The sequence below is a fragment of the Methylomonas rivi genome (assembly GCF_024505165.1).
GTDB lineage: Bacteria > Pseudomonadota > Gammaproteobacteria > Methylococcales > Methylomonadaceae > Methylomonas > Methylomonas rivi.
The window spans coordinates 1-11,205 of record NZ_JANIBK010000132.1 but is presented as its reverse complement, the minus strand read 5'-3'; the positions used below and the strand labels follow the sequence as shown (position 1 = coordinate 11,205).

The 11,205-nt window shown below is 55.3% G+C and carries 18 protein-coding genes; 3 read left to right on the top strand and 15 right to left on the bottom strand.

Going from position 1 to position 11,205, the window contains the following annotated elements:
• Both NP596_RS17125 and NP596_RS17120 read left to right on the top strand, forming a co-directional pair.
• Nucleotides 1–531 (top strand): restriction endonuclease subunit S (locus NP596_RS17125; protein WP_256616607.1); only part of this gene is annotated, 531 nt, incomplete at its 5' end.
• 14 nt (nt 532–545) lie between these two features.
• Nucleotides 546–1,217, top strand: coding sequence for a cold shock domain-containing protein (locus tag NP596_RS17120; RefSeq protein WP_256616606.1), 672 nt, complete (start codon nt 546–548; stop codon nt 1,215–1,217).
• A gap of 80 nt (nt 1,218–1,297) precedes the next feature.
• Here NP596_RS17120 and NP596_RS17115 read toward each other — a convergent pair whose 3' ends face one another.
• From NP596_RS17115 to NP596_RS17045, 15 genes are all read right to left on the bottom strand, one after another.
• The gene (locus NP596_RS17115; RefSeq protein ID WP_256616605.1) at nt 1,298–1,729 is read right to left on the bottom strand and encodes a SoxR reducing system RseC family protein; all 432 of its coding nucleotides are present in this window, start codon (nt 1,727–1,729) and stop codon (nt 1,298–1,300) included.
• Complete coding sequence (locus NP596_RS17110; protein WP_256616604.1) at nt 1,722–2,123, bottom strand: Rieske (2Fe-2S) protein; 402 nt, start codon at nt 2,121–2,123, stop codon at nt 1,722–1,724. The genes NP596_RS17115 and NP596_RS17110 overlap by 8 nt, the downstream gene beginning before the upstream one ends.
• Nucleotides 2,124–2,133: 10 nt before the next feature.
• A complete protein-coding gene (locus NP596_RS17105; RefSeq protein ID WP_256616603.1) occupies nt 2,134–2,667 on the bottom strand; it encodes a flavodoxin in 534 nt (177 codons plus the stop codon).
• Between the two features lie 24 nt (nt 2,668–2,691).
• Nucleotides 2,692–3,309 (bottom strand): Grx4 family monothiol glutaredoxin, encoded by a 618-nt coding sequence (gene grxD, locus NP596_RS17100; protein ID WP_256616602.1) that lies wholly within the window; start codon nt 3,307–3,309, stop codon nt 2,692–2,694.
• A 63-nt stretch (nt 3,310–3,372) separates the two neighbouring features.
• Nucleotides 3,373–3,639, bottom strand: coding sequence for a hypothetical protein (locus NP596_RS17095; RefSeq protein ID WP_256616601.1), 267 nt, complete (start codon nt 3,637–3,639; stop codon nt 3,373–3,375).
• 151 nt (nt 3,640–3,790) lie between these two features.
• Nucleotides 3,791–5,086, bottom strand: coding sequence for an ATP-dependent Clp protease ATP-binding subunit ClpX (gene clpX, locus NP596_RS17090; protein WP_305891805.1), 1,296 nt, complete (start codon nt 5,084–5,086; stop codon nt 3,791–3,793).
• A 41-nt stretch (nt 5,087–5,127) separates the two neighbouring features.
• Nucleotides 5,128–5,982 carry a nitrogen fixation protein NifM gene (nifM, locus tag NP596_RS17085; RefSeq protein WP_371927971.1) on the bottom strand — a complete coding sequence of 285 codons (855 nt, stop codon included), beginning with the start codon at nt 5,980–5,982 and terminating at the stop codon, nt 5,128–5,130.
• A gap of 2 nt (nt 5,983–5,984) precedes the next feature.
• Nucleotides 5,985–6,464: a nitrogen fixation protein NifZ gene (locus tag NP596_RS17080; RefSeq protein ID WP_256616598.1), complete on the bottom strand. Its 480-nt coding sequence runs from the start codon at nt 6,462–6,464 to the stop codon at nt 5,985–5,987.
• Entirely contained in the window at nt 6,461–6,775 is a 315-nt protein-coding gene (nifW, locus tag NP596_RS17075) for a nitrogenase-stabilizing/protective protein NifW (RefSeq protein WP_256616597.1), read from the bottom strand. Before nifW ends, NP596_RS17080 begins: the two co-directional genes overlap by 4 nt.
• Before the next feature lie 4 nt (nt 6,776–6,779).
• Nucleotides 6,780–6,902, bottom strand: coding sequence for a hypothetical protein (locus tag NP596_RS17070; protein WP_256616596.1), 123 nt, complete (start codon nt 6,900–6,902; stop codon nt 6,780–6,782).
• Nucleotides 6,903–7,143: 241 nt separating this feature from the next.
• Nucleotides 7,144–7,650 (bottom strand): hypothetical protein, encoded by a 507-nt coding sequence (locus NP596_RS17065; RefSeq protein WP_256616595.1) that lies wholly within the window; start codon nt 7,648–7,650, stop codon nt 7,144–7,146.
• On the bottom strand, nt 7,650–8,429 hold the full coding sequence (gene cysE, locus NP596_RS17060; protein WP_256616594.1) for a serine O-acetyltransferase: 780 nt from the start codon (nt 8,427–8,429) through the stop codon (nt 7,650–7,652). The genes NP596_RS17065 and cysE overlap by 1 nt, the downstream gene beginning before the upstream one ends.
• A complete protein-coding gene (locus NP596_RS17055; protein ID WP_256616593.1) occupies nt 8,426–8,593 on the bottom strand; it encodes a hypothetical protein in 168 nt (55 codons plus the stop codon). Before NP596_RS17055 ends, cysE begins: the two co-directional genes overlap by 4 nt.
• A gap of 12 nt (nt 8,594–8,605) precedes the next feature.
• Nucleotides 8,606–9,730 (bottom strand): homocitrate synthase, encoded by a 1,125-nt coding sequence (gene nifV, locus NP596_RS17050; protein WP_256616592.1) that lies wholly within the window; start codon nt 9,728–9,730, stop codon nt 8,606–8,608.
• Between the two features lie 237 nt (nt 9,731–9,967).
• Entirely contained in the window at nt 9,968–10,825 is an 858-nt protein-coding gene (locus NP596_RS17045) for a LysR family transcriptional regulator (RefSeq protein WP_256616591.1), read from the bottom strand.
• Between the two features lie 139 nt (nt 10,826–10,964).
• Between NP596_RS17045 and NP596_RS17040 the strand changes: the two genes are divergently transcribed.
• A partial coding sequence (locus NP596_RS17040; protein WP_256616590.1) for a hypothetical protein occupies nt 10,965–11,205 on the top strand: 241 nt, incomplete at its 3' end.

Here is an 11,205-nt window from a genome sequence, read left to right as displayed (position 1 = left end):
AGTAGAGATATTTATATCAGCATAGCAGGCACTATCGGGTTGGTGGGACAAGTTCCAGAAACCATATCAGGCAGCAATCTGACAGAAAATGCCGCAAGAATCATTGTTCGTGATGGATTTCTATCAAGATATTTAATGTATCAACTGGCATCACCAGAATTACGAGCACAAATGCACGCGAAAAAAATTGCCACCACACAAGACAAGCTAGGTTTATTTAGAATCAAGGAACTTGTACTAATAAAACCGTCATTTGAAGAGCAAAACGAAATCGTCCGCCGCGTCGAATCCCTCTTCGCCTACGCCGATCGCCTGGAAGCACGCTACTCCAACGCCCGCGCCCAAGTCGAAAAACTTACCCCGTCACTACTGGCCAAAGCCTTTCGCGGTGAACTGGTCCCGCAAGATCCCAACGACGAACCGGCCAGTGAATTATTGGCGCGCATTGCTGCTGCCCGGTCTACTGACAAACCGGTCAAAACACGTCAGTCGTCGCGTGCTAAAACCACCCCATCCTCTCAAAAGGGTTAATCACAGGAGGATATATGAAAGGCAAAATCAACCAGTGGCATGATGACAAAGGGTTTGGCTTTATCGTTTCCGATGATGGCGCCGAGAAAGTGTTTTTTCATATTTCTAGCCTGAAAACCAGCAGCCGGCGTCCGCAGGTCGGTGACAGTGTGGTTTATGAATCGACCTTGGATTCTAAGAAGCGTTTGCAAGCTAAAGCGGTGGTCATCGAAGGATTGGTCGCTCAAACTACCCTGCAACGAAAATCACAGCATATTCAGGTAACGCCGCCTCGGAAAAATGCGTTTGATTACTTGTTGATGCTGATCTTACTGGGCAGTCTTAGCAAACTTGCCTGGGACTTTTATCAATCGCGTTTGCTAAATGAGGCGATGGCCCCTTACGCCGTTGCAACGGTAATCGCCTTTCTGGTTTTGAATCGGCAAAAGAAACCCAAAGAAAAGCAGTTTACTTGTGCCCGCTGTAAGGCAGTTGCCAATTTTGATGCTCGTACCATTCAAGCCTGGAACAATGGTTTTGTGAAACTGTATTGCAGTCCTTGTCATCAGCGGTGGTTGCGGGAAAATCCGGCTCAACCCGTTCGCAATTATGCGGTTGGCAGAGGCAGCGGGTGCTTAGTGCTGTTATGCGTTTTTTCCATGACGCCGGTTTTAGCGGTGGTCGCGGTATATCAATGGATGACATGAACAAACCAGGATTTGCCGGATGAAATTAAACCAAATGTTGCTTCAAGCTTTAGAGAGGTAACCTATTTTTGCCACAGGCATCAAAGCTTGCCGACAATCTGCGGCCTGAAACAAAAATACAACAGCAACACATTTTGCAGCTTGTGTATGACCCAGAATGTTGCCAACAACAGACTCAAGGACAGTTCCGGCAGCCAGGCTTCGCAGAATGCGGGCGGCAAAAAAATAGTCGCCAGCCCTACCCCCAGCAACATCACCACAATGGGCAGCAGATACAGCACGATGGAACTCAGCAAGACGTGGGAATCGTCTATGCCGACCCGCACTTGATCGCCGACGTTTAGCGGCCGGTCGCTTTCCACCGCGAACTCCCGCTTGGGCAGCCATTTGGACAAGGTGGCGGTACCGCAGCTGCTGTGTTGCGCGCAGCCGCCGCAGGCCCCGCTTTGCAGGCTTTTGATCCAGACTTCGCCGTCCGTAACACGAGTGACGATGGCGGTTTCTTCAAGCATGTTCGCCTCCAGGCGCAGCCTTGGCGGCATGAACCGCCAAAACTTGCAGCTGTTTTTCCTTGAAGACGATCAGGCCGTCTTCTTCGGCGACTTTGACGGCTTGCAGGGCCTGCCCTTCGCAGACCGGGCTGCGACAAATGCCGGTGTCCGGTTCGAAGATAAAGCCGTGCATTGAACAGCGCAGCCAGCGGCGTTCGGGGTCGAACACCGCATCTTCTTGGCAATTCAAAGGCCGGTGCATGTGCATGCAGTGGTTCACATAGGCATACAGCCGGCCCCGGTAACGAAATACCAGCACATTGGCCCGCCGGGCGCGCGGTGTCTGGCTGTGCAGCAGCACATCCACCGTCGCGAAGGACGTTTCGCTCAGGGCCTCGGCGGGCAAGTTAGGCATGGGCGTTACATCAGGCCCAGCTGGATTCGATTTGCTTCAACCAAGCCTGCAGCCTATCGTCGCTGAGTTCTTTTTGGTTGTCTTCGTCCAGCACCAGGCCGACGAATTCGTCGCCCATGGCCGCCTTGGAACTGTTGTAAGTATAACCTTCGGTGGAGGTGGCGCCGACGAAGCTGGCGCCGCAGTCGGCAAAGGCGTCGTACAGCATGCCCAAGGCATCGACGAAATTGTCCGGGTAGCCGGCCTGATCGCCCAAACCGTACAAGGCAATGGTTTTGCCGGAAAAATCGGCGCCGGCCAGCTGCGGCATGAACTCCTCCCAACTCTCGGCGGAGGTGCCGGCGGTCAGGCCGGGCAATTCGCCGTCGCCGTAGGTAGGAGTACCGATGATCAGCACCTCGTAAGACAATAAATCGTCGACGGTGGCCTTGCTGATGTTGACGGGTTTGTCCGCCAATTCGTCGCCCAGTTGTTTGTGGATGGTTTTGGCGACTTTACGCGAGTTGCCGGTATCTGTTCCAAAGAATATGCCTACTTTAGCCATGATCGTTCTCCATTATTAATAAAATCAAAGTTGAATTTGCAGCAAACCGGCTTGCGGAGCAGGTTGTTGCGCCTGCCATTGTTCGGGGGTAAAGGTTTTCAGGGTTACGGCATGCAGACGGCCGCTGGCCAAGGGTTCGGTCAAGGTGGCCATGACACCCTGGTGTTGTTTGACCATGGTTAAACCGGCGAATTGCTCGCTGACCACCCTTATCGTCAAATCGCAGCCCTGCCCTTCGATGGCGATTTGCGCATCGGGGTAACTGCCCAGAATCAACGCTTCGACTTCGGAATGGGTGATAACGTTGTTTTCCGCTGCGTCTTCGGCCGGCTTGACGGCGGCCTGCAGCATGGGCAGTAAACTGCCGTCGTTATACAGGGCCTCGACGATGTCGGCGCCGCCGACCAGCTCGCCCTTGACGAACAGCTGCGGAAAAGTCGGCCACTTGGAAACGGACGGCAGCCGGTCGCGGATAAACGGCGCCCTCAAAACATCGACATAGGCATACGGCACTTTGGTGGCATTGAGGATTTCCACGGTCTTGCCCGAGAATCCGCATTCCGGTGCGGTCGGCACCCCCTTCATATACAGCAGGATAGGGTTGTCGGCAATTTGTTTGAGTATGGTTTCTTTAGTGCTCATTAATAATTATCCAATTGAAAGTGGCTATCGGTTGATCCGGCTATTTCTTGTTACCGCATCGGTTTAATGAATCAAATTCTCGGCCCGCAACACCCCGACAATACCCACCATGACCCAGAACACATTCAATAAGGTATAGGCGTGATCCTGTTTCAAAATGGAGCACCAGGACAACACGATGGCATCGGCGGTGTTGACGCTCCAGATAAACAAAAACGGACTCTCGGGGCCCAGCCAACTGACCAGGCTGAAACTGAAAATACGCATTAACACCCCGATCATTTCAAAACTGCGAATATAACGACGCACGAAGGCGTTGATAGCGGCCATACTTTTCCTTGCTGTGGTTGAATAATTTAGGGAGCCGGCCCAGCCGGTGGCACGATTAAATCACTTTACCTGCCGATTTCCGCGAATTATTTCAACGTCACCAGGGATTAATCCGGTATGAAAACGCTGCTGTGCAGCGCGCCGCGCAACCTCACTCGCCGCCAGATAAGCGCTGTAAATCCCGGCCGGCGGCCGGTTCCCGTTCCACCACCTGAATCTCCGCCTCGCCCTTGATTACCTCGGCGGTAACGATGCAGCGCTCTACATTGCCGCGCGACGGCACGTCGAACATGGTTTTACGCAATACATGCTCCATGATGCTGCGCAGTCCGCGGGCGCCGGTGTCGCGGGCGATGGCTTTTTCGGCGATTTCCACCAGGGCTTCCTGGGTAAATTCCAGCTCCACATCGTCGTAGGCGAACAGTTTTTGGTATTGCTTGACCAGGGCGTTTTTGGGCTCGGTCAACACCTGAATCAAGGCGTCTACATCCAGGGGTTCCAGCGGCGCCAGCACCGGGAAACGGCCGATAAATTCCGGAATCAGGCCGAAGCGCTTCAAATCGTCGGGCTGGGTCGCATTCAGCAAAGCTTCCAGGGAAGGCTTTTGGCTGTCGTCGTTCATTTCCGCATGAAAACCGATGGCGGTTTTCCGCGGCTGCAAGCGTTTTTCCACGTGTTTTTCCAAACCGGGAAACGCCCCGCCGGAGATGAATAAAATGTTGCTGGTGTCTATCATCAAGCTATCGCTGCCGCTGTCCTTGCGGCGGCCCTTGGCGGCGATTTTGACGTGCGAGCCTTCCACCAGGCGTAATAAGGCCTGTTGCACGCCCTCGCCGGACACATCGCGGGTACCGAAAGCCTGTTCCGGGCTGCGGGCGATTTTGTCCACTTCGTCGATGTAAACAATGCCCCACTCGGCCTTGCTCATATTACCGTCGGCCACGTCCAGCAAGCGCACCAGAATGTTTTCCACGTCGTCGCCGACATAACCGGCCTGGGTCAGCGTGGTGGCGTCGGCCACGGTAAACGGCACGCCGACGATTTTCGCCAGCGTGCTGGCCAACAAGGTTTTACCGGTGCCGGACGGCCCGATCAGCAAAATATTGGATTTGCCGATTTCCACATTGGTATCGGCCTCGCCCAAGCCGCCGGTTTTGGCGCTTTCGTGCTTCAGGCGTTTGTAATGGTTGTACACCGCGACCGACAGAATTTCCTTGGCCAGATCCTGCCCGATCACATATTGGTCCAGCATGGCCTTGATTTCCGCCGGCTTGGGCAGCGCGCCCTGCATTTCGGTGAGTTCTTTCTTCTTGCCCCAGCTGGATACCACCTGGCTGGCCAGCATCACGCAGGCTTCGCAAATAAAGCCTTCGGTGCCGGCTATCATGGGAACCGAGGCCGAGGCTTCGATACCGCAAAAGGAACAATGCTTGGATTCTTTGGCCATCGTTTTCACCATTGGGTAACAAAAAGGTACGCGCCGCGCACCTAGGATTTAACTGCCGGCAAACTCGCCAGCCAGCTGCGCTGGCATCTGCGCCGGGAACGTTCCTGCATGATTTGTTTTATCTTAGGGGTCGCATTTTTCAGCGACAGGGTTTCGGCCCGGATAATTTTGCTGCATTGAATCAAATGAAAACCCACTTCCGTTTCCACGACGGCGCTGATTTGGTTTTCCTTCAACTGAAACAGAACTTCGTCCAGCTCGGGATATAACTTGCCTTGCACCAGCGTACCCAGTTCGCCGCCGTTTAAAGCCGTGGGGCATTCGGAATGCTTTAAAGCCAAATGGGCGAATTTATGCGGTTTGCGCTTCAAGGTTTCGGCAATTTCCTCTATGCGTTGCAAGGCATTTTCCCGGGTATTTTCCGGATAATCCGGATTGATACTGATCAAAATATGCCGGGCCGTGCGCTGCTCGGGAATATGAAATTTGTCCGGATGCGAGTGGTAAAAAATCCCCACTTCGACCTCGTTGACTTTAGGCGCCCGCGCCGCCACTTTTTCCAACACGCTGTTGACCTTGCACTGCCGGGACAGGGCCGCCCGCAAGCTTTCCGTGGTCAGCCGGTTGGCCAGCAAAGCCGCCTCGAATGCCGCTTCGTCTTCGAATCGGTCGCGCACCTCGGCAAAGGCATTGGCCACTTCCTGTTCGGAGACGATCACGCTGGCCGCTTCGTTGGAATTCAGCACCCGGGTTTCGATTTCGTATTCGTTTTTGGCCTGTCTTTGCGCCTGCGATAACTGTTGATTTTCCAACTCGGTGGGGGCTTTTTTGAACAAGCTTAACGAAGCCCGCAACAAGGTATAAGGCTCGATGGTTGCTTCGGAAGTTCGACTCATCATTAATCCTCCGGTTCTCTAAAGTTTTTCGGATCGGCCGGTTCCAACACGCTTTCCGGCACTTGCAGGGTTCTGCCGGGAAAACGCACGTGGTACTGCAACGGCTGGGTTTCGCGCAGCACTTTCAAGACTTCGCCTTCCGAACCTTTCCCGGCCAGCACATTGCCCTGCACGCCCAAGTCGATAGTGCAAACCACCAGATCGCGAAACTCGAAACGGCTGGGATTCCAGGGCGCATCGGCCGGAATCAGCTCTTCCAGGCGGCAGCCGACCATGCGGCCCTGGTCCAGAAAATGCACCGTGTAAATCACCTGGTCCTGCAAAAAGGTACCCACTTCGATGACGTTGCCGACACTACCCCGGCGTATCAGCAGTTCGCCTACTTCCTTGCCGGGATAGGTGCCGTCGTTACGCACATTGCGGGTGATCCGCACCGCCTCGCCGTATTCGAAGCGGCCTTCGTCGAAGCGCTCTTCTTTCATGTCTTGATGTCGGTCAATGCCACGAATACGTTTTGAGGATCCGGCATGTTGAAGACCTTGAAGACTTTTTCGGTCTGCGCGTCGGAATCGACAAAATCCTGATAGGCCCGCGCCAACAGCTGCTTATAGACTTGGCGCTTGCTGTCTTCGTCTTCCGGCAAACGCTCCTCTCCCTTATCCAGATAGTCGTGGAAGCGCTGCAGGATATGCAAGCGATTGACGTGGACCACGGTTTGATCGTATGCCAGTTCGAAATACTGTAAAAAGTCCTCGGCGGATTCCAGTTCTTCCATATCGTCTTCAAAACTCATAAAGTTACCTCGCGGCTATCAGGTGATCCAGGTTGCCGCTATCGCCGCCCAGCGCATACATCACCAACATAATCGCCAGCATTAAAGACGCTTGGGCCAGAAAAGGATCGGATTTATGCTTAATCATGTTAATCACCTTTAAAAATGAAGGATGGGTAAAACCCACCGCTAGAACAAAAGCTGCGTTTATTAATCCGCCGCTCTAATACGGCCCGATTATGTTGGGATCGCTGCTCAACAAATAAATCACCAGTAACGCAAACAACACCGCGGGCAGCAGCGTCGAATCCAGTTTGTCTCTTATGCTTTTTAACATTGCCAATACCTCAAAAAATTCCCCACCCTTGAAACGGGCGCTCTCCCCCATGTCAGGCAACCGCGGCCTGTTGTCTTTGCAATACCAGCTCCAAAAGCGCTTTGGCGCCGATACGGTCCTTGTCGTCCAAGGCCACCAGTTTTTCGAAGATGCCGCGGCTGAGCTCCAGATTCTCCATGCGCATATTCAAAAAGCCGACCGACTTCAAGGTGAATAAATACAACCTGACGCGGGTCAACCAGTCCTTGGGAGCCCCGCTGATGTGCGCCCTCTCCAGCTGCCGCCAATCGCCGGGAAACGCCAGCTCCCGCCGTATCAATTCCAGCGCCCTTTCGGAAATCAGTAAGGCCTCTTCCAGGCGGTGTTGGTAGTAATAAAACCGGTTCAGCGACACCAATACGTTCAGCGATTCCGGCGCCCGTAAAAAGGCTTGCAGCAACGGCAGTTCGGCTTCCCCGCTGCTATACAATTCCGAAGCGTATTGGATCAAGGCCTGCACTTCGTCGCTGTCTTCCGTTTGAAAATACAAATCCTTGGCTTCAAATTCCAATAAGTCCATTACTGCCCACCCGCGGCTTGTTTCAAGACGATTTTGTCCTCGCCGTGGCAGACGCCTTCCGATTCGCAGCTGCCGCAATTTTCGGTTTCCAGCATCACGAACTTTTCCTGATTGGCTTCCAGTTTATCCAGGCGCTCCACCAAGCAAGTGATGGCCTTGCCGATCGGGTCCGGCACCAGATGATGATCCAGATCGATGCCGCGCGGGTTTTGAATCTTCACGCCTTTTTGCTGAATGATGCGGCCGGGAATCCCGATCACGGTGCAGCAGGCCGGCACATCCTTGATCACCACCGAATTGGCGCCGACTCTGACGTTATCGCCCAGGTTGATCGCTCCCAAAATCTTGGCGCCCGCCCCCACCAGGACGTTATTGCCCAAAGTCGGGTGGCGTTTGGCCTTGTTCCAGGTGGTACCGCCCAGAGTGACGCCGTGGTACAGCGTGACGTCGTTGCCGATTTCGGCGGTTTCGCCGATCACCACGCAGGCGCCGTGGTCGATAAAAAAGCGTTTGCCTATGGTGGCGCCGGGATGAATGTCGACGTTGGTCAGCCAGCGGGCGAAAGCCGCCACCAGCCGGGCCGAGAGTTTCCAGTCCGCCAGCCACAGCCTGTGGGTCACCCTGTACAACAACACCGCATGCACGCCCGGGTACGCCAGCAACACTTCCAGCAGATTCCGGGCGGCCGGGTCGCGGGCGAATACGCAGCCGACATCCTCGCGCCAGTCTTGCCACAAACTCGGCGCGGTATTGGGCCGGGGCGGCGAAAAGAACATCATTTTGCCAAGCTCCAGGTGGTTTTACCGGGGGCGGGGATGCCGGGAACCCGGAAAAAACTGCCCGGATAGCGGTCGTCCTGCATTTCGCATTGCGGCAGGTTCGCCTGCGCGGCTTCCAGTTTGCCGGCGGTTTGCAGGGCTTGTTTTTGGCGTTTACTGTTCATCGGACACCTCTGTTATAGGCTGAGTAAAAATTGGTTCAAATCGGCGCTTTGCGGCGCACGCTTGTGAATGCTGACAAACTGCCGGATCATCGGCAGCAAACGGCCTGCCTGCCAACGGTTGACGGCAATGCCGAGCTGCTGGTAGGCATGCATCACGCCCCGACTGCCGGAATGCTTGCCTAGCACCAGTTGGTGGCTGCGGCCGACCAGGGCCGGATCGACGCCTTGGTAATTGTGCGGATCCTTCAACAGGCCATCGACATGAATGCCGGCCTCGTGGCTGAACACATCGCGGCCGATCAGGCTCTTGCGGCTGCCGATGGTATCGCCGGACGCCGCCGCCACTTGATGCGACAGCGCGGGGAAATTGCGTAAATCCACGCCGGACTCGATACCGTACAGTTGTTTTAAACCGACCACCACTTCTTCCAGCGCGGCATTGCCGGCGCGTTCGCCCAGGCCGTTGACGGTGGTATTGAGGTGGGTGGCGCCGGCCATGGCGGCGGCCAGCGTGTTGGCCGTGGCCAGGCCCAAATCGTCGTGGGCGTGCATTTCGATGTCCATTTCGGTGACCGTGCGCAAGTGGCGTATCGCCTCATACACCCCGAAAGGTTCCATGATGCCGACGGTATCGGCAAAGCGGATCCGGCTGGCGCCGGCTTGCTGCGCGGTTTCCGCCATTTGCGCCAGGAAGCTTCTATCGGCCCTGGACGCATCCTCGGCGCCGACGCATACCTTTAAGCCGGCATCGACGGCAACCTTGACGCAATAATCGATGGTTTCCAACACCCAGGCCCGGCTTTGTTTAAGTTTGTGTTGAATGTGCTGGTCGGAGGCGGAGATGGACAAATCCACCCGGTTTACGCCCAAACCCAGGCAATGCTTTAAATCGTCCTTGCGCATCCTGGACCACACCAACAAATTGCTAGGCAGGTTCAGCGCGGCAATGGCTTTGATTTCGTCGCGCTCCTGGGCGCCCATGGCGGGGATACCGATCTCCAGTTCCGGTACGCCCAATGCGGCCAGCCGCGCGGCGATGCCGAGTTTTTCATCCAGGGAAAATGCCACCCCGGCCGATTGCTCGCCATCTCTTAGAGTGGTGTCATCGATGATGACGGAACGGGAAGTGGGTGTCATGCTACAACCTCGGTCAAAACCGGCAAATGCCTTTGATTCGATTAAAGCAAAAGGCTTGCCAATCTAATAAACCGCCGGTTTCACGGCTTACCCGGGCGTTTTTTGGCGGGTTGGCGACAGCAGAAGCGGTAGTCGGGACGGCAAATTGTCGCAAACCTTACAATCGATTTTCAGGTGCGGCGGCAGCCCGTGCCGAATTCGGGCTGGGCCGATTTTGCAAATTGCCGGCGGGGCATATCAATAGGTTTTTTGCCGTTCAAGCGCGGCCAGCATTCGCAGCTGGTCAAGCACTTGTTGCAATACCTCCGAGTCGCGGTCGCGCGCCGAAACCATATACGCCGGCAGTATGAATTGCGGGCTGTCCGGCACATGAAACAGTCTGCCCGCCCGCAGCAACGGCTGAGCCAGCCGTACCGGCAGAAAACAGGAACCGCCGTTGGCCAGCGTCAGCTGTACAGCCAACCAGCCGATGTTGACCCGCTGCGCCGGGCGCTCGATATGCGGATAACGATTACTGTGTTGCGCGTAAAACCCCGGCCCCCAATCGACATAAATGTACTCGTCATTAGGCCAGGGCCTGCCGGGATCGGTACTGAGCAATACCAGGGTTTCGTCGAACAAATGCTCGACCAGCAGGCCCGGCGCATGCTGGGGGGTGTACATCATGCCGATGTCCATCGAGCCTTCGATCAGGCTCCGCATCAGATTTTCCTCGAAGCCGATATCGCTGCATATCGAAATATCCGGCATCCGTTGCCGGATAACGCCTATCCATTCCGGCAACAAGGTTTCCCACAGCGCAATTCTGGCGCCGATCGTGATGCTGGCGCGAAACCGGCTGGGCAAGCCTATGTCGTGGCGGGCCTGCTCCAGCGTTACCAACAGTGATTTGGCATGGCGTAAAAAGCGTCTGCCTTGCAGCGTCAGGCTGGCGCCGGAACGATTGCGCTTAAACAGCACCACCCCAAGATAGGCTTCCAGGCGTTGGATGCGCATACTCACTGTCGACTGGGTCACATACAGCCTGTTGGCCGCCTCCAGAAAGCTGCCGTTGGCGGCCACACTCAAAAAAGTTCTGATTTGTTCAATATCCATCCGTTCTAGTATCGGATTTACCAATATTAAAGTCCAATAAATATCGTTTGTCTTATATCAAAGCAATTCTTATAGTGCTTCCGACTATAAAGTATCGATTCGATGAAACTTAGCGGACGATAGCCCGATGGAGCACGCCATGCAACAACCACTGCCTTCGAACACCGCACCGCCCGGATTTGGCCGGGTTGTTAACATAATTGCCGTCTGCCTGCTGCCCGGCTTGCTATTGAACGCTTGCCGGGCGCCGGACATCAAGCCTGCCGCCGCCGGGATCGGCGGAATTCGGACGGTCTTGGTAGTGCCGGCCGAGTCCCCGCCGCTGGAAGTCACCCCCGACCTGCTGGTGCGGCAAACGCCCGCCTATCAACATTACCGCA